23 protein-coding genes and 1 riboswitch are annotated in these 21,854 nt (G+C 71.6%); of the genes, 17 read left to right on the top strand and 6 right to left on the bottom strand.

Going from position 1 to position 21,854, the window contains the following annotated elements:
* The first annotated feature begins 21 nt into the window (after window positions 1-21).
* The 4 genes from ACZ6TB_RS45350 (at window position 22) to ACZ6TB_RS45335 (ending at window position 3,445) form a co-directional block, all read left to right on the top strand.
* On the top strand, window positions 22-714 hold the full coding sequence (locus ACZ6TB_RS45350; protein WP_465566960.1) for a hypothetical protein: 693 nt from the start codon (window positions 22-24) through the stop codon (window positions 712-714).
* A 35-nt stretch (window positions 715-749) separates the two neighbouring features.
* Window positions 750-1,097 (top strand): MmcQ/YjbR family DNA-binding protein, encoded by a 348-nt coding sequence (locus tag ACZ6TB_RS45345; protein ID WP_465566957.1) that lies wholly within the window; start codon window positions 750-752, stop codon window positions 1,095-1,097.
* 92 nt (window positions 1,098-1,189) lie between these two features.
* Window positions 1,190-1,738: a DUF3558 family protein gene (locus tag ACZ6TB_RS45340; protein WP_465566954.1), complete on the top strand. Its 549-nt coding sequence runs from the start codon at window positions 1,190-1,192 to the stop codon at window positions 1,736-1,738.
* A gap of 477 nt (window positions 1,739-2,215) precedes the next feature.
* A complete protein-coding gene (locus ACZ6TB_RS45335) occupies window positions 2,216-3,445 on the top strand; it encodes a hypothetical protein (protein ID WP_465566953.1) in 1,230 nt (409 codons plus the stop codon).
* A 314-nt stretch (window positions 3,446-3,759) separates the two neighbouring features.
* Here ACZ6TB_RS45335 and ACZ6TB_RS45330 read toward each other — a convergent pair whose 3' ends face one another.
* From ACZ6TB_RS45330 to ACZ6TB_RS45320, 3 genes are all read right to left on the bottom strand, one after another.
* A complete protein-coding gene (locus ACZ6TB_RS45330; RefSeq protein ID WP_465566950.1) occupies window positions 3,760-4,881 on the bottom strand; it encodes an epoxide hydrolase family protein in 1,122 nt (373 codons plus the stop codon).
* Window positions 4,882-5,056: 175 nt separating this feature from the next.
* Window positions 5,057-5,875, bottom strand: coding sequence for an LLM class flavin-dependent oxidoreductase (locus tag ACZ6TB_RS45325; protein WP_465566947.1), 819 nt, complete (start codon window positions 5,873-5,875; stop codon window positions 5,057-5,059).
* Window positions 5,872-6,447 (bottom strand): TIGR03086 family metal-binding protein, encoded by a 576-nt coding sequence (locus tag ACZ6TB_RS45320; protein ID WP_465566944.1) that lies wholly within the window; start codon window positions 6,445-6,447, stop codon window positions 5,872-5,874. The genes ACZ6TB_RS45325 and ACZ6TB_RS45320 overlap by 4 nt, the downstream gene beginning before the upstream one ends.
* Before the next feature lie 62 nt (window positions 6,448-6,509).
* On the opposite strand from ACZ6TB_RS45320, the gene ACZ6TB_RS45315 reads away from it, so the two are divergent.
* Window positions 6,510-6,926 (top strand): MarR family winged helix-turn-helix transcriptional regulator, encoded by a 417-nt coding sequence (locus tag ACZ6TB_RS45315; RefSeq protein ID WP_465566941.1) that lies wholly within the window; start codon window positions 6,510-6,512, stop codon window positions 6,924-6,926.
* On the opposite strand, the gene rnhA is transcribed toward ACZ6TB_RS45315, so the two are convergent.
* On the bottom strand, window positions 6,906-7,361 hold the full coding sequence (gene rnhA, locus ACZ6TB_RS45310) for a ribonuclease HI (protein ID WP_465566938.1): 456 nt from the start codon (window positions 7,359-7,361) through the stop codon (window positions 6,906-6,908). The two genes, ACZ6TB_RS45315 and rnhA, sit on opposite strands and share 21 nt — an antisense overlap.
* Window positions 7,362-7,684: 323 nt before the next feature.
* Between rnhA and ACZ6TB_RS45305 the strand changes: the two genes are divergently transcribed.
* From ACZ6TB_RS45305 to ACZ6TB_RS45280, 6 genes are all read left to right on the top strand, one after another.
* Window positions 7,685-8,605 (top strand): ABC transporter ATP-binding protein, encoded by a 921-nt coding sequence (locus ACZ6TB_RS45305; protein ID WP_465566936.1) that lies wholly within the window; start codon window positions 7,685-7,687, stop codon window positions 8,603-8,605.
* Complete coding sequence (locus tag ACZ6TB_RS45300; protein WP_465566933.1) at window positions 8,602-9,348, top strand: ABC transporter permease; 747 nt, start codon at window positions 8,602-8,604, stop codon at window positions 9,346-9,348. Before ACZ6TB_RS45305 ends, ACZ6TB_RS45300 begins: the two co-directional genes overlap by 4 nt.
* Window positions 9,349-9,438: 90 nt before the next feature.
* Window positions 9,439-10,275 carry an ABC transporter ATP-binding protein gene (locus tag ACZ6TB_RS45295; RefSeq protein WP_465566930.1) on the top strand — a complete coding sequence of 279 codons (837 nt, stop codon included), beginning with the start codon at window positions 9,439-9,441 and terminating at the stop codon, window positions 10,273-10,275.
* A complete protein-coding gene (locus ACZ6TB_RS45290) occupies window positions 10,272-11,084 on the top strand; it encodes an ABC transporter permease (RefSeq protein WP_465566927.1) in 813 nt (270 codons plus the stop codon). The genes ACZ6TB_RS45295 and ACZ6TB_RS45290 overlap by 4 nt, the downstream gene beginning before the upstream one ends.
* Window positions 11,081-12,208, top strand: a complete 1,128-nt coding sequence (locus ACZ6TB_RS45285) for a sensor histidine kinase (protein ID WP_465566924.1) — start codon at window positions 11,081-11,083, stop codon at window positions 12,206-12,208. Before ACZ6TB_RS45290 ends, ACZ6TB_RS45285 begins: the two co-directional genes overlap by 4 nt.
* Window positions 12,205-12,822 carry a response regulator gene (locus ACZ6TB_RS45280; RefSeq protein WP_465566921.1) on the top strand — a complete coding sequence of 206 codons (618 nt, stop codon included), beginning with the start codon at window positions 12,205-12,207 and terminating at the stop codon, window positions 12,820-12,822. Before ACZ6TB_RS45285 ends, ACZ6TB_RS45280 begins: the two co-directional genes overlap by 4 nt.
* Before the next feature lie 3 nt (window positions 12,823-12,825).
* Here ACZ6TB_RS45280 and ACZ6TB_RS45275 read toward each other — a convergent pair whose 3' ends face one another.
* Window positions 12,826-13,674, bottom strand: a complete 849-nt coding sequence (locus ACZ6TB_RS45275) for an alpha/beta hydrolase (protein WP_465566918.1) — start codon at window positions 13,672-13,674, stop codon at window positions 12,826-12,828.
* 196 nt (window positions 13,675-13,870) lie between these two features.
* On the opposite strand from ACZ6TB_RS45275, the gene ACZ6TB_RS45270 reads away from it, so the two are divergent.
* The 5 genes from ACZ6TB_RS45270 to ACZ6TB_RS45250 are packed head-to-tail and all read left to right on the top strand — an operon-like array spanning window position 13,871 to window position 16,973.
* Window positions 13,871-14,101, top strand: coding sequence for a hypothetical protein (locus ACZ6TB_RS45270; RefSeq protein ID WP_465566917.1), 231 nt, complete (start codon window positions 13,871-13,873; stop codon window positions 14,099-14,101).
* A gap of 1 nt (window position 14,102) precedes the next feature.
* Complete coding sequence (locus ACZ6TB_RS45265; protein WP_465566915.1) at window positions 14,103-15,020, top strand: FAD:protein FMN transferase; 918 nt, start codon at window positions 14,103-14,105, stop codon at window positions 15,018-15,020.
* Window positions 15,017-15,601 carry a ferric reductase-like transmembrane domain-containing protein gene (locus tag ACZ6TB_RS45260; RefSeq protein ID WP_465566913.1) on the top strand — a complete coding sequence of 195 codons (585 nt, stop codon included), beginning with the start codon at window positions 15,017-15,019 and terminating at the stop codon, window positions 15,599-15,601. The genes ACZ6TB_RS45265 and ACZ6TB_RS45260 overlap by 4 nt, the downstream gene beginning before the upstream one ends.
* Window positions 15,598-16,761 (top strand): NADH-ubiquinone oxidoreductase-F iron-sulfur binding region domain-containing protein, encoded by a 1,164-nt coding sequence (locus ACZ6TB_RS45255; protein WP_465566911.1) that lies wholly within the window; start codon window positions 15,598-15,600, stop codon window positions 16,759-16,761. The genes ACZ6TB_RS45260 and ACZ6TB_RS45255 overlap by 4 nt, the downstream gene beginning before the upstream one ends.
* A 5-nt stretch (window positions 16,762-16,766) precedes the next feature.
* Window positions 16,767-16,973, top strand: a complete 207-nt coding sequence (locus ACZ6TB_RS45250; protein ID WP_465566908.1) for a ferredoxin — start codon at window positions 16,767-16,769, stop codon at window positions 16,971-16,973.
* Here ACZ6TB_RS45250 and phoA read toward each other — a convergent pair.
* Window positions 16,963-18,324, bottom strand: coding sequence for an alkaline phosphatase (gene phoA / locus ACZ6TB_RS45245; protein ID WP_465566906.1), 1,362 nt, complete (start codon window positions 18,322-18,324; stop codon window positions 16,963-16,965). The two genes, ACZ6TB_RS45250 and phoA, sit on opposite strands and share 11 nt — an antisense overlap.
* 458 nt (window positions 18,325-18,782) lie before the next feature.
* Window positions 18,783-18,862, top strand: a riboswitch (cyclic di-GMP riboswitch).
* A gap of 15 nt (window positions 18,863-18,877) precedes the next feature.
* Between phoA and ACZ6TB_RS45240 the strand changes: the two genes are divergently transcribed.
* Window positions 18,878-21,703, top strand: a complete 2,826-nt coding sequence (locus tag ACZ6TB_RS45240; protein WP_465566903.1) for a beta strand repeat-containing protein — start codon at window positions 18,878-18,880, stop codon at window positions 21,701-21,703.
* Window positions 21,704-21,854 lie beyond the last annotated feature (151 nt).

Here is a 21,854-nt window from a genome sequence, read left to right as displayed (position 1 = left end):
AACTTGGCCACAATCGGTGCCATGACCGCGCCCGGCAACTCAGCTCTGATCTTCACCCTGATGGCCGTCTTCGTGGCCTGCTGTGGCTACGCCGCGGGCCGGCTCCACCAGCGGTACCAGATGGAGCACGACCGCGAGGAGGCGTATCGGGACGGCTATGACTCGGCCACCCGGAGCATCTTCAGCCTGGCCGCCCGGGTGATCGCCCCTCGGCGGGGGGTGCGCGGGTCGGCCCCGGTCCTCGATGGCGCCCTGGTCGCGCCGGCGCCTCCAGCTGCCGAGGAGGAGTTGCCCGCGGTTCCCGTTCCCGCGCTGCCTCCGGCACTGCTCCGCCGATCGGCCGTTCCCGGGTCGTCGCCCGCGCCGGCCGTCCCGCCGTCCTCGCCGAGCCTGGGGTTCCCCGCGCCGCCTCCGTCGCCGTCCCGCATCGTCGGTGAGCCGGAGGCCGTCGGGGGCCTCGTCTATCGGCCGTTCCCGGATCCGCGGCCGGCCGATCCGTCACCTCCGTCATCCTCGCCGCCGCCTTCCTCTTCCCCTTCCCCTTCCCCTTCGCCGCGTGGGCGGCACACGGTGCCCGATGAGCTCGTGCAGGCCGCCACCTATCGGCTGCCGCCCGATCGGGTGTTCCGCGCCAAGATTCCGGACGCCGACGGGCCCGGTCTTCCCGAGGAGCCCACCACCCGCATCTCGGTGCCGAAGCCGCGCCAATCCTGACGGCTTCTGTCGTACCCCGGGCGTAGGTTCCGGGCATGGTCACCGTCGATGACGTGCGCAACGTCTGCCGCGATCTGCCCCGCAGCCAGGAGCACCTGATCCGCGACCGGGTCAAGTTCCGGGTCGGCGCGATCGTCTATGTCGCGTTCTCCCGCGACGAGACGATCATGGGTTTCGGCTTCCCCAAGGAGGAGCGGGCCGCGCTGGTCGCCGCCGAGCCGCGAAAATTCCATCTGCCGCGCGAGTCCGACATGCGGTTCAACTGGGTGCAGGCGTGGATGGCCGAGCTCGACGAGGAGCAGATGACCGAGCTGGTCCTCGACGCCTGGCGCATGGTCGTGCCCAAGAAGGTGTGGGCCGCCTACCTCCCGCGGCTGGCCTGAGCCGTCCTCGAACGGCTGAAGTTCTCCCGCGTGCGTGTCACTTCGGCCGATCGCGTATTGGCGGCGCGCCCGGTGACCGGAAACCTGACCGCATGAACCGTCTCTGCGCCGTCACCGCCGTTTCCGTCGCCGCCGTCGTCGCGCTCGGCGGGTGCGGGCTGCTCGACACCGGCGCCAAGGAAAAGGCGGCCTCGGCGGCCGGTGTCCCCAGCGACGCGGCCCGGCCGACGCCCGGGGGTTCGGCGGTCAGCGGGCTCGGCTCGGTGCGCGACGAGGGCGACATCCCCGACCCGTGCACCGTCCTCAGCGAGGCCGAAGTGGCCGGCCTGACCGGTCGCCAGATCACCCAGGTCGACACCGACGGCGCCGACCCCGGCGACCCGAGCCGCTACTGCCAGTGGCAGCAGGACGGCGGACAGCTGGCGTTGTTCCTGTCCCGCACCACCGACGACGAGTTCCACACCGTGATCGCCGGCGCCACCCCCGTGGACGGCGTCGGCGAGGACGCCTTCGAACTGGCCGGCCACCTGTACGTGCTCTACGGAACGGTCCAGATCGACGTCTACTCCCGCGGCGGCTCCGACCCGCAAAACCTGACCGACGCGAAGAAGGTGGCGAAGGCCGTGATCCCCCGCATCTGATTTCGCGTGTACTGTCCCGCCGGGCCCGCCACGAGAGCCGGGCCATCGGCGGCAACCCGGGGGACAGCAATGCCGGACAACGACGCACCCGAGGCGCCGAGCATCCCCGCCCCGCGCCCCCCTTCCGACGAGCCCTCGGCCCCGGCCGTTGTCGCCGCTGCCGCCCCCGCTGCCGCTGCCGCCCCGGCCGAGGTGACCGCCCCGGCCGACGCTTCCGCTCCCGCCGGGTCGCCCCCGCCCGCCCCGACCCCGCTTCGGCCGGCCTCGGCACCGTCGACCCCGACGTCGACCCCGCTTCTGCCGCCCTCAACCCCGCCGCCCCCGCCCCTGACCCCGCCGCCTCCGATCCCGCCAACCCCGGCCCCGCCCTTCCCCCTCGGCATTGGGCTCCCGGTTCTGGGCGCACCTCCCGCCGCACCTCCCCGCGGGCGGATCGCGGCCCTGCGCATCGTTCTCGCCGGCGCCCTTGCCATCGCGGTGCTGGCCTCGATCGGGGTGTTCTTCGGGCGCGGGCACGAGCGCGCCGTCAAGGCCGAAGCCGCTCCCAGCTCCATCCCGACGCCGACCGAGCATCACTACGGGCCGGTCACGGAGACGCCGTTCGAGTCCGCGGTTCGGGCCCTCCAACTGCACGGGGCGGCGCTCGTCGACGGCGACGAGGCCGGCTGGATGGCGGTCGTCGACCCGGGAAAGTCCGCCCTGGTGTCCCAATATCACGGACTTTTCCGCACACTTCGGGCGCTCGGCATCACGCGCTTCTCGTACACGCCCGGCATCAGTGCCAAGGACAAGCAGGATCCGGCGGCGTTCACCTTCCCGGCCCGGGTCGACTACTGCTTCGGCGCCGACACCTGCGGCGCGGGCTATCCGGCATCGATCGGCCTCGCGCTGACCATGAAGAACATCGGCGGCCGGTACGTGATCACGGCCGTCCGGGACCATCCCGACCGGGGCAGCCTCGAACCCGTCCCCTGGCAGGACGGCAAGCTGCAGGTGGTCCAGGGGCGGCGGGTGGTCGTCGGGGCCGATGCGAGCGAAGCCGCGTACCTCGCCAAGATTCTCCCGGTCGCCGAGAAGGCGGCGGCCGCCGACGAACCGTTCGCCGGCATGTTGCTCGCGCGCCAGACCCGATATCGCGTCTTCCTGGCCGGGGAAAAGCAATGGCAGCGGTGGTACGGCGGGAAGGACGACAAGTGGGTCATCGGGTACGCCACCCCGATCAGCCAGTACGGCTACGACGTGGTCCTGCGGGTGCGCAGCATCGACTCGCCGACGGAGTTGCTGGTGACGCTGCAGCACGAGTTCGGCCACGTGATCACCCTGACCGGCTCGGAGACCTACCACGACCGCGACGAATGGCTGCGCGAGGGCGTGGCCGAGTACATCGGCTGGTCCCCGAAACATGCCACCGACAGCTACCGCCGCCGGAGCGTCGAATGGGCGGTCGCCCGCAAACGACCGTCCACAATGATTCCGGCCGAACCGCCAAGCAACGCATCCGCCCGAGCCGGCGACGCCTATTACGGCCTGAGCCACTTCGCCGTCGACTGCCTGGCGCAAAAATATGGCCAGGCCGGCATGTTCCGCTTCGTCCGCCTCGTCCTGCTGCGAGACGAGTCCTACGAGGAGGCCGCCAAGGACGCGTTCAAGCAGCCCTTCGCCAAGGTCGACCGCACCTGCGCCGCCTGGATCCGCCAGAAGGCTTGATCGCCGGGTCGCCGCTGGAAGCCTGGTCGCCGCTGGATGGCTGGTCGCCGCTGGATGGCTGGTCGCCGCTGGATGGCTGGTCGCCGCTGGAAGCCGGGTCGCCACTGGAAGCCTGGTCGCCACTGGAAGCCTGGTCGCCACTGGAAGCCGGGTCGCCACTGGAAGCCGGGTCGCCGCTGCCCGGCGCGAGTCCCGTCCGCCGAGTCAAGCGGATGGCCCGCCGGCGGACGCCACCGTCAGGCAAGCACGTGCGTGTCGGCCCGGCTGGCCGCGGTCAATCTGAGGCGAGCGCGGGTACACGCGGCCCGCACCCATCAAATGAGCGCGAGCGCGCCCGCTCGGATCTCGTCGACGAAGAGTGCCGGCTGTTCGAAGGCGGCGAAGTGGCCTCCCCTCGGTGGGGTGTTCCAGTAACGGATGTCGGGGAAACGGCGCTCGGCCCAGCGGCGGGACGGGCGCGGGTTCTCCCGGGGGAAGATCGAGCAGGCGGTCGGCACCGGGATCACGTCCGTCGCGCCGGTGCGGAAGACGGCCTGGACCTCGGGGAAGCTCTCGCGGTAGAGGCGGGCGGCCGAAGCGCCGGTGGCGGGGAGCCAGTAGAGCATCAGGTTGTCGAGGAAGCGGTCGCGCGGGAAGGTGTGGCCGTCGGTCCAGGCGTGGAACTTCTCGGCGATCCACGTGCACAGCGCGGCGGGGGAGTCGACCAGGCCGTAGCCGATCGTCTGCGGCCGGGTGGACTGCTCGAACGAGTAACCGTCGCCGCCGGCGGCCGCTTCGAGGTCGGCCAGGGCGGCGCGCTCGTCGCCGGTCAGGTCGTCGAGGGTGGCGGGGTCGGGCGCCACCAGCGGGGGCATCAGGTGGATGCCGATCAGGCGGTCGGGGTGGTGGCGGGCGAGGGCGGTGCTGACGCTCGTGCCCCAGTCGTGGCCCTGGGCGATGAAGCGGGCGTAGCCGAGGCGGGACATCAGCGTGGCCCAGGCGCCGGCGATGCGGTGGATCGTCCAGCCGGGCGTGGACGGCTTGTCGCTGAAGCCGTAGCCGGGCAGCGACGGGCAGACCACGTGGAACGCGGGCGCGCCGGGCGGCGGCTCGGCCAGCGGCCCCACGACGTCGGCGAACTCGGCCACCGAGCCCGGCCACCCGTGGGTCATGAGCAGGGGAGTGGCGTCGGCCCGGGACGATCGCACGTGGACGAAGTGGATGCCCAGCCCGTCGATGACCGTGCGGAACTGCGCATGCCGGTTGAGTCGCTCGCCGGCCGCGGCCCAGTCGTACCCGTCGGCCCAGTAGGCGCAGAGCTCCCGAGCATCGTCGAGCGGCGTGCCCTGCTCCCACCCGGGCGTCGTCGCGGGCTCGGGCCAGCGCGTGCGCCGCAGCCGATCCCGCAGATCGTCGACGACGTCATCCGCGAGCAGCACCCGAAACGGCGATATCATGCAACCTCCGCGAAGACCGGCGAAAGCGCCCCGACCCGAAATCGGGCGGCCGGCTCGGCGGCCCGGAACCGGGCGGCCAACGCGGCGAGCCGGAACCGGGCGGGCAACGCGGCGACCCGAAATCGGGCGGGCAACGCGGCGACCCGAAATCGGGCGGGCGCCGCCCCGACCCGCGTCATGACGGCGAACGCGGCGGGCCGGCGGCGATGCGGGCCCGAATATCGGCCATGCGGTCCGCCGAGTTGTGCGGCATCTGCCAGCGCGTCTCCATCCACCAGGTTGCGCCCGCCTCGGCCCACGGCGCGACCGCCGACGCCGCGGCCGCCGGGTCGGTGGTGGGGGTCTCGCCCTCGGCCAGGATGTCGAAATCGGGCGCGGCGCCGTGCTTGGTCAGCCACTCGCGGATGTCGCGGACCGCCTCGGGCGACGGCTCGTGACCGGGAATGAGGCCGTCACAGCGCAGCACCCGCCGCATCGACTTGGGGCGTGGCCAGACGCCGACCACCCAGATCGGGATGCGGTCCTGCACCGGGCGAGCCACGTCGCCCAGGTCGTCGCGGTCCGTCTCGTACGAGTAATGCTCGCCCTGATAGGCCCTGGCCCCGGACCAGACCGCGCGGATCAGGTCGATGCCCTCGTCCATCATGGATGCTCGCAGCCGCAGGTCGGTGGGCTCGCCGGTGACCGGCAGATCGGTGGTGACCGCCCCGACGCCGATGCCGAGGATCGCCCGGCCGCCGGAGAGCTGATCGAGGGTGGCCACCTGACTCGCCACCTTCCACGGGCGGCGCCAGGGCAGCGGGGTCAGGATCGTGCCGAGGCGCACCCGCGTGGTGCGGGCGGCGATCGCGGACAGCAGCGCCCACGCGTCGATGCCGTAGGCCGCCTCCCACACGAAGACGCCGTCCCAACCGGACTGCTCGGCCAGAACCGCCTGGTCGAGCTGCTCGCGGGCGGTGCCGCCCGGGAGGATCACGCCGAACCGTAGGGTCATGCGTCCTTCGTAGCAGCACCCTCCGACACTTTTCGGCCCAGCCGCAGGAGGATCTCGGTGAGCGGGTCGGCCCCGGGCGGAACCGGCAGCGCCGGCGCGAAGGCGGTCGACCCCGGCGGGACGGCCCGGGCCAGAGGGAGCGTCGCCTCGAGCACCTCCGGCGAGGCCTCGAACGGCAGACCGGCGGCGACCGCCACGTCCCACCCGTGCACGACGTAGTCGACCAGGTGGAAGCCGATCGCCATCGAACCCGGGAACGTGCGGGCGGTGCTGATCTCGGGCAGGCGGAACTCGCGGGTGAGGACATCGGGGTCGGCGAAGGCGTCGATCACCTGGTCGGCCGCGGCGAGATAGGACCGTACGGGATCAGGCAGTCGCGGGGTTGACCAGTCCGCGTCCAGGCCCTCCGCCGCGAGCGCGAATCCCCGGTGTTGCACGGTCATGTGGGTGAGCAGTGCCGCCAGGTCCCACTCCGAACAGGGCGTCGGCCGGGACAGGTCGGCCGGGGTGAGCCGCGAGACGAGCCGCACGGTCTCCTTCACCGCGAGCTCGTCCAGGAATATGATAGTCATGCGCTTATCATCTACATGAGCGTACGATTCCGCAAGGGCGGCACGGGTAGGAGAATGCGGATGTGGAGAGCGACTGGCCCGATCTGGGCGCGATGGTGCTGCGACTGGGCCGCCGCCTGCTGGCCATGGAGCAGCCGATCCTGGAACGCCACGGGGTGACCATGTGGGCGTACATCGTGCTGAGTTCTCTGCGCGAGAGTCCCGCCCGCGCTCAGGCCGCGCTGGCCGCCTCGATCGGCGCCGACAAGACGCGGCTCATCCCGGTCCTCGACGACCTGCAGCGACGCGGGCTGATCGAGCGCGAGCCCGACCCGGCCGACCGCCGGGCGCGCCTGCTGGGCCTGACCGAGGCCGGCCGCCGGCTCCAGGGCGAGATTCAACTGGAGATCCGCCGCGGCGAAGAGGCCCTTTTATCCGAAATAGACGAGATAAAGGACAAGGACGTGTTTGTCCGTACGCTACGCGCGCTGAGCGGTTAAGGCCTCTTGCAGTCCCCGGGCGGCGAGCCGATCGGCCCGCTCGTTCTCCGGATGGCCGGCGTGCCCCTTGACCCAGTGCCACTGCACGTCGTGCCGCAGGACGGCCTCCTCGAGGCGCTGCCAGAGGTCCACGTTCTTGACCGGCTGCTTGGCCGAGGTCTGCCAGCCGTTCGCCTTCCACCGCGGCAGCCACTTCGTGATCCCGTCGCGCACGTAGATGCTGTCGGTGTAGAGCATGACCGTCATCGGCGCCCGGTTGAGCGCCTCGAGCGCGCTGATCGGCGCGAGCAGCTCCATCCGGTTGTTGGTGGTGGACTCGGCCGTGCCGCCGCAGAGATCCTTCTCCCGGCCGCCGTAACGCAGCACGGCGCCCCACCCGCCCGGGCCGGGGTTGGGCACGCACGCCCCGTCGGTGTAGATCTCCACCACGCTCATGCGAGCACCCTACCGACCGCGCGAGAGTGGAAGACCCGGGCGCGCGTATGGGTGAGCAGAGCTGGGCCGCGCGTGTAGGTGAGCAGAGCCGGGCTGGGCCGCGCGTATGGGTGAGCAGAGCTGGGCTGGGCCGCGCGTATGGGTGAGCAGAGCTGAGCTGGGCCGCGCGTATAGGTGAGCAGAGCTGAGCTGGGCTGGGCCGCGCGTATGGGTAAGCAGAGCAAAGCGCGCGGAAGGTGAGGCCGGCCATGCCCGGACCCGCCCTCAGCGGGGTGACAGCGGAGGGCACGTAAGGTGGCCAGGGCGGCGGAAGGGGTCGACGAGTGAGTGACGGCGCGGTCGAGTGTCGGGACGTCGTCGTGCGCTACGGCGGCACGGTTGCCGTCGACGGGGTGTCGCTGACGGTTCCGCGCGGCCGGGTGCTGGCGCTGCTCGGGCACAACGGCGCCGGCAAGACCAGCCTGCTTCAGGTCTGCGAGGGATTCCGGCCGGCCGACGGCGGCGCCTGCACGGTGCTCGGGCTCGACCCGGTCAAGGACCACGACGAGCTCATGCCGCGGCTCGGCATCATGCTCCAGTCCGGCGGCATGTACCCGTGGGCGACCGCCGGTGAGCTTCTTCGGCTGTACGCCTCGTTCTCCGCCAACCCGATCGACCCGGGCACGCTGATGGAGCGTCTCGGCCTGCACGAGTTCGCCAAGACCCGGTACCGCCGCCTCTCCGGGGGCGAGCAGCAGCGACTGTCCCTGGCGGTGGCCCTGGTCGGCCGGCCCGAGCTGGTCTTTCTCGACGAGCCCACGGCCGGAATGGACACCGAGGCCCGCCACACCACCTGGGGCCTGATCGAGGAGCTCACCCGCGACGGCGTCTCGGTGCTGCTCACCACCCACCTGCTCGACGAGGCCGAGCGCCTCGCGCACGATGTGGTGATCATGCGGTCGGGGCGGGTGGCGGCAACCGGCACGCCGGCCGAGCTCACGGCCGCGGCGGGCATCGACCTTCTGGAGGTACGCGCGGAGCCGGCCCTCGCTCCCGATCTGCCCCATCTCAAGGTCACCGAGCGCAACCCCGGCGAGTACGAGATCGCCGGCGCCCTGGACGCGGCCGCGATCGCCGAGGTGCTCGCCTGGTTCGCCGGCGCGGGCGCCCAGGTCACCGCCGTGAACACGCGCCGGCGCACCCTCGAGGACGTCTACCTGGCGCTGTCCCGGGAGAAGAACGACAAGGCGGGAGCCACCCGATGAGCACCTTCGCGCCCGCCCCCGCGCGCAACAGCACCGGGGCGATCCTCCGCAGCCAGGTGCGCATGGAACTGACGCTGACGGCGCGCCGGGGCGAGGCCGTCGTGCTGGCCATGGGCGTCCCGCTGCTGGTCCTGCTCGGCGCCGGCCTCACCGACGTCACCAACGTCCCGGGGGGCGACCGCCTGGCGTACGTGGTGCCCGGTGTTCTCGCTCTCACCGTGATGTCCACCGCCTTCACCGGCCAGGCGATCACCACCGGCTACGAGCGCAGCTACGGCGTTCTCAAGCGCCTGGGCGCCTCGCCGTTGAGCCGCCCCGGGCTGCTGTTCGCCAAGACCGCCGCCGTCCTCGCCCTGATCGTCGTGCAGCTGCTGGTGCTGGCCGCGGTCGGCATCGCCGTCGGCTGGCGCCCGCATTTCGGCGAGATCCTCCCGGCGCTGGGCATCACCGTGCTGGCCACGGCGGCGTACAGCGGCCTCGCCCTGCTGCTGGCCAGCGTGCTCAAGCCGGAGACGACGACCGGCCTGGCCACCCTGATCTACGTCCTGATGCTGGCGGCCGGCGGCATCATGTTCGCCGGCCCCGGCCAGATCTCGGAGTTCCTGCCGCTGGCCGCGCACGCCGAGGCCCTGCGCGCCACCCTCTCCCACGACCAGCCGGTGCCGCTCGGCTCATGGGCGAGCCTCGCCGTCTGGGCCGCCGTCTGCCTGATGGCCGCCGCCAAGAAGTTCCGCTGGGAGTAGCGGAAACACCGCGTCCATCGATCGGTGGACAACCGCTGACCGCCTCGCGGTCGTCCCGCGCAAGGCCGCCGAAGCCGCACGATCGACGCCATGGACGCCATTGAAGTCAGGGGACTTCGCAAGACCTACCGCGGTCACGAGGCGGTCGGCGGCATCGATCTCAGCGTCACGCGCGGTGAGGTGTTCGCGCTGCTCGGGCCGAACGGGGCGGGCAAGACCACGACCGTCGAGATCCTCGAGGGGCATCGGCGGCGCGACGGGGGCGACGTGCGGGTGCTGGGCGACGACCCGGGCACGGCCGGTCGCGCCTGGCGGGCCCGGATCGGGGTCGTTCTCCAGGACGCCGACGACGCCGCCGACCTGACCGTCGCCGAGATGGTGACGCACGTGGCCGGCTTCTACCCGGACCCGCGTCCCGCCGGCGAGGTCATCGAGCTGGTCGGGCTCACCGGGAAGCGGGCCAGCAAGATCCGGCAGCTGTCGGGCGGACAGCGCCGGCGGGTGGACGTGGCGCTCGGCATCGTCGGGCGGCCCGAGCTGCTCTTTCTCGACGAGCCGACGACCGGGTTCGACCCGGCGGCCCGTCGCCAGTTCTGGGATCTGATCCGTGACCTGGCCGCCGAGGGCACCACGATCCTGCTCACCACGCACTACCTGGAGGAGGCCGAGGCGCTCGCCGACCGGCTGGCGGTGCTGGCCGGGGGCCGGATCGTCGCCGAGGGCACCCCGGCCACGCTCGGCGGCCGGGCGCAGAGCGGCGCCAAGGTCGCGTGGCGGGAGAACGGGACCAACCGCGAGGAGCGGGTCGCCGACCCGACGGAGCTGATCAGGCGCCTGGTCGAGGACGACGCCGACCTCACCACGCTGACCGTCACCCGGCCCACGCTCGAGGACGTCTACCTCACCCTGATCGGAGCCGGCCGATGACCACCACCGCGATCCTCCCCTCGACCGCGATGACCGGTCTGTCCCGGGGCAAGGTGGAGACCCTCCAGTTCGTGCGGGACCGCACGGCCGTCATCTTCACGTTCGCGTTCCCGGCGATGCTGCTCCTGCTGTTCGGCACGATCTTCGGAGACTCGTACGGCGAGACGGGCGTCAGCGCGAGCCAGGTCTACTCGGCCAGCCTGATCGCGTACGGCATCCTCGCCACCGCCTTCGTGACCATGGGCTCGGGCGTAGCGATGGACCGCGAGGACGGCACCCTGAAGCGCCTGCACGGCACGCCGATCACGCCCTCGGCGTACCTCCTCGGGAAGTTGATCCTCGTTCTGGTCCTGGGCGTCGCCGAGGCGGCTCTCCTGATCCTGGTCGGCGTGCTGGTCTTCGGCATGCCGGTGCCGGACGCGTCGCACTGGCTGACGTTCGCCTGGCTGTTCCTGCTGTCGACGTTCGCCTGCACCACCTGCGGCATCGCGGTCAGCGCGATCGTCAAGCACGCCCGTACGGCCGGCGCGATCCTCAACGTCCCGCTGGTGGCGCTGCAGTTCATCTCCGGCGTCTTCATCTACCCGATCACGCAGCTGCCGAGCTGGCTGATCACGGTGGCGTCGATCTTCCCGGTCAAGTGGATGAGCCAGGGCTTCCGGTACGTGTTCCTGCCCGACAACATGAAGCAGTTCGAGACGGCCGGCGCATGGGAGCTCGGCCGCATCGCCTTGGTGCTGGGCGCCTGGTGTGTGATCGGATTGGTGTTGTGCCTGGTGACGTTCCGCTGGACCCAGAAGGACCGATGACCGAGGCCCACATGCGGTATTCGCAGTGGTGGGACGGGTACTTCGGGATTGTCGCGATCGCGGTGGCGGTCGCGGTTCTCCTCAACGACAGTCACGCTCTGTGGCGCCGGCTCGTGGTGGCCGGCGTCATCGGCCTGATGATCCTTCTGCATCTGGTGATCGGCCGCCATCTGATCCAGCGAAACAAAGAGAGCCTTATCGCGGCAATTGTCCAAATCGGTCTCTTCGCGGTCGCGGTCGCGCTCATCCCCTTCGCGACCTGGCTGCTGTTCGCGATGATCCCGATGATCTTCCAGCTCGTCTCCATGCGCGCCGCGATCGTGCTGGTGATCGTGGTCAACCTGATCACGCCGGTGGTCGACCTGGTCACGGACTCGGGCATGTTCCGCGCCGACCTGATGATCGCGCTGATCTCGTCGGCCGCCGGCGTCTGGCTCGGTTTCTGGATCATCCGGGTGATCGAGCAGAACGTCGAGCGCGGCCGGCTGATCACCGAGCTCGAGGCGAGCCGGGCCGAGGTGTCGCGCCTGTCGCACGAGGCCGGGGTGGCGGCCGAGCGGGCCCGGCTGGCCGGCGAGATCCACGACACCCTGGCCCAGGGCTTCACCAGCATCATCACCCTGCTCCAGGCGGTCGACCCCGGGTTGCGCGACGAACGGCTGGCCCTCGCGGTCCGCACCGCGAAGGAAAACCTGGCCGAGTCGCGGGCCCTGCTGGCCGCGCTGGCGCCGGCCGCGTTGTCGGAGGGCTCCCTTCCCGATTCCGTACGCCGCCAGGCCGCCCGCTTCGCCGAGGAGACCGGCACCCCGGCCAGCGTCCGGGTGACCGGCGACGAGCGGGACCTGCCGACCAAGGTCGAGGTCGTCCTGCTGCGCGCGGCCCAGGAGGCGCTCACCAACGTGCGCCGGCACGCGGCCGCGAACGAGGCGGCGGTGCTGCTCGCCTACGGCCCGGAGTCGGTGCGGCTGGTGGTGCGCGACGACGGCCATGGCTTCGACCCGTCGGCCGCCGACGGCTTCGGGCTGAACGGCATGCGCGCCCGCGCCGACCAGGTGGCGGGAACCCTGACCGTGCACAGCGACCCGGACATGGGCACGACGATCGAGCTGGAGGTGCCGGCGTGATCCGGATCATCCTGGTGGACGACCATCCGGTCGTACGGCATGGGCTGCGGGGGATGCTCGACGCCGAGCCCGATCTCACGGTCGTGGGGGAGGCCGGCTCGGGCGACGCCGGCGTGACGCTGGCCGCCGCCGAACGCCCCGACATCGTGCTGATGGACCTGCGCATGCCCGGCGGCGACGGGGTCTCCGCGACCGAGCGGATCCTCAGGACCGTGCCCGGCGCGCGGGTCATGGTGCTCACCACGTACGAGGCGGACCGCGACATCTTGCGCGCCATCGAGGCCGGCGCCTGCGGCTACCTGCTCAAGGACGCCTCGCCGAGCGAGCTCGCGGACGCCGTGCGGGCCGCGGCCCGGGGCGAGACCGTGCTCGCCCCGAGCGTCGCGTCCACTCTGGTCCGTCAGGTGCGGCAGCCCGCCCCGCCCGCGTTGTCGGCCCGGGAGGCCGAGGTGCTGCGGCTGGTGGCGAGCGGGCTGACCAACGCCGACATCGGCAAGCGGCTGTTCATCTCGGAGGCCACCGTGAAGACCCACCTGCTGCGGGTCTTCAACAAGCTGGACGTGGCCGACCGCACCGCCGCGGTGACCACGGCGATGCGGCACGGCCTGCTGTGAGACTCAGCGCTCGCTGAAGCGCTGCACGAACGCCAGCGACGTGTTGGCGACCTCGAGCCAGCCGCTGTCGATGGTCAGCGAGTGGCCACGGCCGGGGATCGAGGCGAACTCGGTCACCCCGCTGTTCTTCTGCTGGATCTTGTAGTTGTACTCGGAGATGGCCGGCGGGACGGTGTGGTCCTGGTCGCCGGAGATGATCAAAAGCGGGCCACGGTACGCGTTCTCGTGGTCCACCTTCACCTCGCTCCACGGGTTGAAGTTCGCCACGGCCGCCTGGAACAGCGGCGCGCCCGGGGCCGGGACGGCGAACTCCTCGTACAGCTTGTGGGCCTCCTCCTCGCTGACCACGTTGGCGAAGGCGTACCGGAACTGCTCGTAGGTCAGCGGGATCGCCTTGTGGTAGTTGGTCGGGTTGGACAGCACCGGCGACGCCGCCCGCAACGCCGAGACCGGCAGCGGCAGCACGCCCTGGAACGGCGCCGCGTCGATGGCCACGGTCGCGTTGGAGAGGCCGCGCCCGGCGATGATCTGCGCGAGCAGGCCGCCGAACGAGTGCCCGATCACCGCGGGCTGCTTGTCGAGCTTGCCGATCACCTCGGCGTAGTGGTCGGCGACCTGGCCGACGGTCTTGCCGGCGAACACCTCGGGGTGCTCCTTGGCCTCCGCGACCGTCTCCGGGTCGTCCGGCCAGCCGGGGGAGATCGGGGCGTAGCCGGCGCCCTGGAAGACCTCGGCCCAGCGGTCCCAGCTGCTCGGCAGCAGCCACAGGCCGTGGATGAAGACCACCGGGGTGAGACCGGTGGCGTTGACCCGTTCGATGTCGTCGAGCGTGTGCTGCGGAATGACGGGCATGGTGGAGCTCCCCCTAGATCAAGGTCATCAACGCTTCGGGAATCAATCTAGGTAGCCGGACCCCATCACCGATACCGCCAATCGACTTACTTCTTGTTACAGCTGTTGTTCACAGGAACCGCCAAGCATCGACACAGGTCAGAGCCAAGCCCGCACCCCACGATTGGTTGAGTCATCAACGAAGGGGAGCGACGGGATGAAGCGGGACACGGGACTGCGGCGGACGACGCTGCTCACCGGCGCCTTGGTCGCGGCGAGCCTGGCGGGGACGGCCGGCATCGGGGTGGCCGCTTATGCCGCCGACTCCGGCTCGGCCCAGACCAGCAGCACGTCGACTTCCACGTCGGCCGACGACGACCAGAGCACCTACCCGAGCCTGAGCGGCAGCAGCGACAGCGGCGGCCAGGCCACCTCGGGAGGGTCGTGACATGCCGCTCGTCGAGACACTGCCGATCCGCGCCGGCACCGCCCAGTGGCCGGTCTGGGGCACGACCGCCCGGATCGTGGTCACCGACCCGGCCCGGCTCGCCGAGGCCACCGACCTGGTCGAGCGCGAGCTCGCCGCCGTCGACGCGGCGTGCAGCCGGTTCCGCGCCGACTCCGAGCTGCGGCATGCCTGCCGGGCCGGCGGCCGACCGGTGGCGGTGAGCCCGCTGCTCGCGCACCTGGTCGGGGCCGCCCTCGACGCGGCCCGGGAGACCGGCGGCGCGGTCGACCCGACCGTGGGGGCGGCGCTGTGCGGGCTCGGCTACGACCGGGACTTCGCGGCGATCACCGGCCGGGCGGTGGCGCCCGCGGTGCGGGTCTTCGCGACCCCGGACTGGCGGGCCGTGCGGCTGCGGGACGGCGAGCTGACCGTGCCCGACGGGGTGCTGCTCGACCTGGGTGCGACGGCCAAGGCGGTGGCGGCGGACCGAGCCGCCGCCCGGGTGGCCGAGCGGCTCGACGTGGGCGTGCTGGTCGCGCTGGGCGGTGACATCGCGACCGCGGGGCGGGGCCCGGACGGCGGGGACTGGCGGGTGCTGGTGCGGGATCGGCCGGGCGACCCCGCGGAGACCGTACGCCTCCCGGCCGGCGCCGCTCTCGCGACGTCCAGCACCGCGGGCCGCACCTGGGGCCGCCCCGGCGAGCTGCTGCACCACATCGTCGACCCGGCGACCGGCCGGCCCGCCCCGGCGGTCTGGCGCACGGTGTCCGTGGCCGCCTTCAGCTGCCTGCGGGCGAACACGCTGAGCACCGCGGCCATCGTCCGCGGGCACGCCGCCCCCGACCTGCTCGGCCGCGCGCCGAGCCGGCTGGTGACGCCGAGCCTCGACGTGCTGCGCCGGGGCGGGTGGCCGTCGTGACCGACGCGCTCTGGTACTTCGCCCGCGGCTCGGGGGTCGTCTCGCTCGTGCTGCTCACGGTCGTGGTCGCGCTCGGCATCGGCGCCCGCTCGGGCAAGCCGGCGTTCGGGCTGCCCCGGTTCGCGGTCTCGCTGCTGCATCGGAACGCCGCGCTGCTGGCGGTCGTCTTCCTGGCCGGTCACGTGATCGGTCTGCTTTTCGACCCGTACGCGCAGCTCCGGATTTTTGATCTTGTCGTGCCGTTCGCCGGCAATTACCGCCCGGTCTGGCAGGGCCTGGGGACGCTCGGTTTCGACCTGTTGCTCGCGCTGGTGATCACCAGTCTGCTGCGGCACCGGATCGGCGCCCGCGCCTGGCGCGCCGTGCACTGGCTGGCCTACCTGTGCTGGCCGGTGGCGCTGACGCACGGCCTCGGCACCGGCACCGACCGCGGCGCCGGGTGGCTCTGGACGATCTCGCTGACCTGCGCCGCCGTCGTGGCCGCCGCCGTGATCTGGCGCATCTCCCCGGCCTTCGCCCGTTTCCCGGCCCGCGCCGAGCGCCGGGTCGCCACCCGACTGATGGAGGAGGCTTCCCGATGAGTGTTGCCACCGAGGCCCCCGGCCTGCTGCTGGCCGGCGACGGGACGCTCGACGGGCATCTCGCCCGGCACGGCCGGATCCCGGTGCTCGACCCCCGCCAGATCATCGGCATCGCCCGCGACGCGACCCTCACCGGCCGCGGCGGCGCGGGCTTCCCGGTGTGGCGCAAGCTGAGTGCCGTCGCCGTGTCCACCGTGGACAAGAGCGTGATCGCCAACGGCGCCGAGGGCGAGCCGGCCAGCGGCAAGGACCGCGCGCTGCTCGCCGGCCGGCCCCACCTCGTGCTCGACGGCCTGCAACTCGCGGCCCGGGCGATCGGCGCCCGCCGGGCCCATCTCTACGCGCCGGCCGCCCTGCTCCCGCGGCTGCGCGACCTGCTGGCGGCGCGCCGGGGTGCGGGTCTCGACGCGCTGCCGGTGGGCCTGCACGCGGCCCCGGACGCCTTCGTCGCGGGGGAGGAGACCGCGGTGGCCTCGGCGGTCGCCGGCCACGGGGCGGTGCCGGCCGACAAGCGGATCCGCCTGGTCGACACCGGCACCCTGGTGCAGAACGTGGAGACGCTCGCCCACCTCGCGCTGATCGCCCGCTACGGACCCGCCTCGGCCGGCACGTTCCTCGCCACCGTCAGCGGCGCGGTCGCGCGGCCGGGCGTGGTCGAGGCCCGCTACGGCGTTCCGCTCGGCGAACTGATCGGGCCGGCCGGCGGGCTCCAGGCCGTGCTGGTCGGTGGCTACCACGGCGGCTGGGTGCCGCCCGACCCCACGCTGCCGGTGAGCGCCGAGGCCCTCGCCCGGTACGGCGCCGCCCCGGGCGCCGGCGTGATAGTCGCGCTGCCGGCCCACGTCTGCGGGCTGACCGAGACCGCGAAGATCGCGAACTACCTGGCCGGCCAGGTCGCCGGCCAATGCGGTCCGTGCGTGAACGGGCTGCCCCGGATGGCGGCCACCCTCGCCGACCTGGCCGTCGGCCGCCCGCGGGCCGGGCTGCCGGGCGAGGTCGCGCGGCTGGCCGCGATGGTCACCGGCCGCGGCGCCTGCCGCCACCCGGACGGCACCGCCCGCCTGGTGCTGACCGCGATGCGGGCGTTCGAGGCCGACGTGGCGGCGCACCTCACCGGCCGCTGCCTCGCAACCGGAACACCGACATCGGGATGGAGGTGACCTTGATGAAGACGCTGCACATCGATTGGACCGCCTGCGACGGCCGCGGGGTCTGCACCGAGCTGCTCGAGGAGCTGCTGGTCGAGGACGACTGGGGCTACCCGGCGGCGCGGGACGGCCAACGCGAGCCGGCCGTGCCCCGCCCCCTGGAGGGCGCGGCACGGCAGGCCGTGGACCGGTGTCCGATGCTGGCGTTGCGCCTTAGTGGTTGAGGCCCAGGGCTCGGCCCATCGTGAAGAACAGGTCGGTCTGGTTGGTCACGCCGAGCACGTTGGCCGCCTGCGGGCCGCCGGCGGCGATCCGCACCTCGGTGCCGGTGTGCTGCTGCGAACCGGTGATGTCCGCGGTGGCGTACGAGATGGTCATGTTCGCCTTGTCGTGCGTGACCAGCGTGGCCGTGTAGCCCAGGGTCGGTGCCTCGACGATCTGGCTGGTGTGGCCGTGGTCGGCGGTCACGACGACCAGGGTGTCCGGGTGGGACTTCTGGTAGTCGAGGACCTTCTTGATCGCGGCGTCGAAGGCCACGGTCTCGCCGATCTGGCCGCACGGGTTGGCGGCGTGGTCCTGCTTGTCGATCGAGGCGCCCTCGACCTGCAGGAAGAAGCCCTTGTGGCTGTTGCGGGCCTGGTAGTCCAGGACGTCGAGAGCCTTGGCGGTCATGTCGACCAGGTGCGGCTGCGCGGCCGTGCGAGCCGTGTTCACGGCGCAGGTGGACGGCGCGGTGCCGGTCTTGGTCGGGGTCGGGCCGACCCACTCCAGGTCCATGTTGTTCTTCGCAAAGGCGCCCAGGATCGGGCCCTTCTTGGAGGCGGCGGCCAGGCCGGCCGCGTCGGTGACGATCTGGTAGTCGTTCACCTGCGCCTGCTGCAGAACGGTCAGGCCCTGGTACTTGCCGGCCTTCACGGTCTGGTCGAAGAACTGCTTGCCGCCGCCCAGCAGCACGTCCGGGCGGGTCTGCACGAGCTGCTCGGCGATCGAGCCGGCGCCGCCGTTGAGCTTGTCGTTCACGGCGCACTCGGCCATCGCGTCCGGGCCCTTGCAGTTCCGGCTCACCACGTGCGAGCCGAGGACGGCCGGGGTGGCGTCCTGGAGCTCGGCGGTGGAGACGTCACCGGTCTTGTAGCCGGCCTTCTTGGCCAGCTCCAGGATCGTCGCGACCGGCTTCTCGTTCGGCAGCACCGAGATCGCGCCGTTGTAGGTCTTGTGCCCGGTCGCCCAGCCGGTGCCGGACGCGGCCGAGTCGGTCACGTACTCCGGCAGCTCCGGGTGCGCCTTCTGCACGGCGTACGTGGTGTAGGCGCCGGTCAGCGGGAGCTTGTCCATGGCCAGGCGCCCGTTCGCGCCGACCTGGTAGTTGCGAGCGATGGTGATCTCGCTGTCGCCCATGCCGTCACCGATGAGCAGGATGACGTTGCGGGCCTTGCCCCCCTTGATGGCCTGCTTGGCGGCCTGGGTGCGGTCCTGGTGTGCGTCGGAGGCCACGGCCACCGTCGGCACGGCGACGACCGCGGTCGCGGCCAGCGCCAGAGCCAGGCGTCCGCGGCGGGAACGCAGAACATTCATGGATGCGCACTCCAATATGTGTGACTGGTTGGGTCGGCTCCACGCCATCATTCACAGGTTTCTCCAAGGTTGATGGCAATCGAAGCGTCGGCAAACCTCGACCGTGGGACCGGAGTTCTTAAGATCGATTGACGGGCAAACCGGGGCGGATCGTCGGGTCGACGCGGGCTCGGTCCGCCCGTCCGCCGGTGGCCGCGTCGCGCCGGGCTTCGCTCTCCGCGTAACCGCCCGCGCCCCCACCGGCGGACTGGCATGGTCCCGTTCGGCTTCACCGAGCGCCAAAGCAACGGCGCACGGCCGCCTTGCCCCGATTTGAACCGGAAAATTGCGTTCCGCCAGTAACGCTCACATTCGACGGTTAGATTACGGAAGGCGCGACATCATGCCGGATCTTCGACATCCGGTGTCTGCGCTGCTCAGCCGGGTTGTCCGGCGCCCCGTTCCGCCCTCGTGTGCGGTACCCGAACAGGCAAACCCGCCGCAAGGCGGGGACGCAAAGCCAGGGGCCTCCCCCGACGGAGGCAGCCCAGCCGCCGAAGGAGAAAGAAAAGACATGCGCTATCAAGAAGCCCATGCGGCCAAGAGCGGCTCGGTCCCGTTCACGCTGCGTGGCAAGAAATCCGCGCGGACGCTGCTAGCCTCCGCCGTGGCCGGGTTCGTCGGCCTGGTGCCGGCCTTCATGGCCACCCCGGCAATGGCCGCCCCGAGCGCCAACGGCCTCATCGTGTCGACCGCCTCGGCCTCCGAGGGCGACACCATGACCTTCACCGTCCGCTGCACGAGCGGCGCGGACTGCGTCGGCGCGACGTACGCCATGGCCTTCGACTTCACCGGCGCGAACACCGCCTCTTCGGCGGACGTCACCGCGCTCACGCAGGCGCAGTCGAGCCTGACGTTCACGGCCAGCACCCTCGTCCAGACCATCGCCGTCAAGACCGTTAACGACCAGGTCTACGAGGGCACCGAGAAGTTCACCCTGACCGCGGACGACGGCAGTGGCGACACCACGAGCGGCGTCGGAACCATCCTCGACGCCCAGCAGATGCCGTCCTACACGCTGTCCGCCTCGCCCGCCACGGTGAGCGAGAACCGGGACGGCACCACCGACGTGCTGACCCACATCACCGCCACGCTCAGCGGCAAGTCGGCGACCGACACCGAGATCAACATGACCAGCGGGGGCGGCACGGCCACGGCGGGCACCGACTACACGGCCGTGACCGGGTCGCTCACCGTCCCGGCCATGGGCCTGAAGAACACCGTGGTGTTCGACGTCACGGTCAAGAGCGACGGCACCAAGGACTCGGCCGACCTCGAAACGTTCAATGTCAACGGCACCGCGGTCAGCGGCGTGTCGCCGAAGACCGCGACGACGGCGGTCAGCATCAAGGACGCCGAGACCACGCCGGTGCTGACGCTGTCGCAGCCCGGTGGCAACACCGGGACCGAGGGCGACACGGTCACCTACACGGTGACCGCCGACCCGCCGTCGGAGCTGCCGATCACGGTGAAGTGGAGCGCGGGCGACGCCTCCACGCTGCCGACGGGCGACGACAAGGCCACCTCGGGTACCGACTTCAGCTACCCGGCCGACCGGACGGTCACCATCCAGCCCGGGTCGGCGACCGGCACGTTCGACGTCCCGCTGACGGCGGACAACCTCAACGAGAACACCGAGGCCTACGGCGTCATGATCGCCGACCCGACGAACGCCGTGCTCGGCGCGACGGTCAAGCAGGACACCGAGATCACCGACGGCGACCAGGCGCTGGTGCCGACGGTCACCATCGACCCGACGTCGGTGACCGAGGGCAACAACGGCCGGCAGGCCCGCACCTTCACGGCGAACCTCAAGCCGGCCTCCGGCCGCGCGGTCACCGTCAACTGGTCCGCCGACGCGTCCGGCGTGGGCGCCGGCCTCGCGACCTCGGGTGCCGACTTCGTGCCGAAGAGCGGGAAGCTGACCTTCCCGGCCGGTTCGACCAGCCAGACCTTCACGGTCGACGTCATGGGCGACACCCTGCACGAGGACGACGAGACCTTCGACGTCTCGCTCAGCCAGGCGCAGGGCGACACGTCCGCGGACGTCAGCAACTCGCCGGCCACCGTCACGATCAAGGACGACGACGCGCTGCCGACCCTGTCGGTCAGCGACGCGAAGGTCAAGGAGGGCGACGACGGCACGACGCCGGTCCTCGTCCCGATCAAGCTCAGCTCGCCGTCCAGCGAGCCGATCGTGGTCGACCTCACCGACAACACCAGCGGCTCGCAGCCGGGCGCCACCGACTACACGCTGGTCACCCAGCAGGTGACCATCCCGGCCGGCAAGACCAGCGCGGACGCGGTGGTGCTGGTCTACGGTGACGGCCTCTACGAGGCGGACGAGGACGTCTCGCTGCAGGCGGCGGTCACCTCCGGCACGGTGTCGGGTGCGCAGTCGAAGAACATCACGCTCACCATCCAGAACGACGACAAGCCGCCAGCTCTGAAGATCGACAACGTCACGGCCAAGGAGGGCGAGACCGCTCAGGTCACCGCCACCGTCACGGGCGGCTCCGAGAACGACGTCGTCTACAACATCGCGTTCGCCGGTGGGTCGGTCGGCGGCAGCAAGGCCGCCGACTCGTCCGACTTCACCAACCCGGGCACCCAGTCGATCACCGTGGATGGCGGAACCGAAGCCGGCACCGTGATCCCGATCGCGGTGGTCCCGCTGCTCGAGGACAAGTCCGACGAGGGCAACGAGACGATCGTCGTGAGCGGCACCTCGCTCAGCGGCGTCGGGGCGGTCACGCCGGGCGCGATCGTCATCGGGACCGGCACCAGCAACCCGACGCCGACCGGCCTGACGCTCAGCGTCGCCGCGAACGTCACGGGTGGCGTCAACACGCCGATCTCCGGCAAGGCGACCGCGGGCGCGACCGTCGAGCTCTGGGGGGCGCCGATCTCGGCCGCCAACCCGGCGCTGGCCAAGCTCGCCGACACCAAGGCGGGGGCGAACGGCTCGTTCACCTTCACCCGGACGCTGATGCAGGGCTACCGCTTCGCGGTCAAGTCGGGCGATGACACCACCGCCGAGAAGCGGGTCATGGTCACCCAGGCGCCGGTCTTCGTGGCCAGCTCGCCGAGCAAGGGCATGGTGAGCTTCGCGGTGCAGGGCACCCCGCGTGGTGTCGGCCAGTCGGTCATCATCCAGCGCTGGGTCGGTGGCAAGTGGGTCAACACCTGGAAGGGCACGACCCTCAGCAACAACCAGTGGCGGGCCACCGCGAAGCTTGCTTCCGGCACCGCCGTGGCGGTCCGGGCCTTCGTGGCCGGCTACACCCCGAACGGCACGGCGGGCGGTTACTCCGACGTCAAGCGGTTCACGGTCAAGTAGGTAACACCTGACGGAACGAAGGCGGGGGGGGGCCCCCAAAGGGCGCCCCCCCCCCACTCGATCGGTCCACCCCCCCCCCCCACGGCCCGCGGGAAAACAAACAGGGGGCGTTGGCGTTCGCCTCGCACCCGACCAACGCCACACTTCGGCG

Source organism: Actinoplanes sp. NPDC051537 (assembly GCF_055586105.1).
Note: the sequence above shows the minus strand (reverse complement) of the source record. Positions and strands in the feature narration are given on the sequence as shown.

Excerpts from the sequence above, each read along its gene's own strand:
- ACZ6TB_RS45350 (WP_465566960.1), top strand. The coding sequence starts at position 22 with ATGACCGCGCCCGGCAACTCAGCTCTGATCTTCACCCTGATGGCCGTC.
- ACZ6TB_RS45345 (WP_465566957.1), top strand. The coding sequence starts at position 750 with ATGGTCACCGTCGATGACGTGCGCAACGTCTGCCGCGATCTGCCCCGC.
- ACZ6TB_RS45340 (WP_465566954.1), top strand. The coding sequence starts at position 1,190 with ATGAACCGTCTCTGCGCCGTCACCGCCGTTTCCGTCGCCGCCGTCGTC.
- ACZ6TB_RS45330 (WP_465566950.1), bottom strand. The coding sequence starts at position 4,881 with ATGATATCGCCGTTTCGGGTGCTGCTCGCGGATGACGTCGTCGACGAT.
- ACZ6TB_RS45325 (WP_465566947.1), bottom strand. The coding sequence starts at position 5,875 with ATGACCCTACGGTTCGGCGTGATCCTCCCGGGCGGCACCGCCCGCGAG.
- ACZ6TB_RS45320 (WP_465566944.1), bottom strand. The coding sequence starts at position 6,447 with ATGACTATCATATTCCTGGACGAGCTCGCGGTGAAGGAGACCGTGCGG.
- rnhA (WP_465566938.1), bottom strand. The coding sequence starts at position 7,361 with ATGAGCGTGGTGGAGATCTACACCGACGGGGCGTGCGTGCCCAACCCC.
- ACZ6TB_RS45300 (WP_465566933.1), top strand. The coding sequence starts at position 8,602 with ATGAGCACCTTCGCGCCCGCCCCCGCGCGCAACAGCACCGGGGCGATC.
- ACZ6TB_RS45295 (WP_465566930.1), top strand. The coding sequence starts at position 9,439 with ATGGACGCCATTGAAGTCAGGGGACTTCGCAAGACCTACCGCGGTCAC.
- ACZ6TB_RS45290 (WP_465566927.1), top strand. The coding sequence starts at position 10,272 with ATGACCACCACCGCGATCCTCCCCTCGACCGCGATGACCGGTCTGTCC.
- ACZ6TB_RS45285 (WP_465566924.1), top strand. The coding sequence starts at position 11,081 with ATGACCGAGGCCCACATGCGGTATTCGCAGTGGTGGGACGGGTACTTC.
- ACZ6TB_RS45275 (WP_465566918.1), bottom strand. The coding sequence starts at position 13,674 with ATGCCCGTCATTCCGCAGCACACGCTCGACGACATCGAACGGGTCAAC.
- ACZ6TB_RS45270 (WP_465566917.1), top strand. The coding sequence starts at position 13,871 with ATGAAGCGGGACACGGGACTGCGGCGGACGACGCTGCTCACCGGCGCC.
- ACZ6TB_RS45265 (WP_465566915.1), top strand. The coding sequence starts at position 14,103 with ATGCCGCTCGTCGAGACACTGCCGATCCGCGCCGGCACCGCCCAGTGG.
- ACZ6TB_RS45255 (WP_465566911.1), top strand. The coding sequence starts at position 15,598 with ATGAGTGTTGCCACCGAGGCCCCCGGCCTGCTGCTGGCCGGCGACGGG.
- ACZ6TB_RS45250 (WP_465566908.1), top strand. The coding sequence starts at position 16,767 with ATGAAGACGCTGCACATCGATTGGACCGCCTGCGACGGCCGCGGGGTC.
- phoA (WP_465566906.1), bottom strand. The coding sequence starts at position 18,324 with ATGAATGTTCTGCGTTCCCGCCGCGGACGCCTGGCTCTGGCGCTGGCC.
- ACZ6TB_RS45240 (WP_465566903.1), top strand. The coding sequence starts at position 18,878 with ATGCGCTATCAAGAAGCCCATGCGGCCAAGAGCGGCTCGGTCCCGTTC.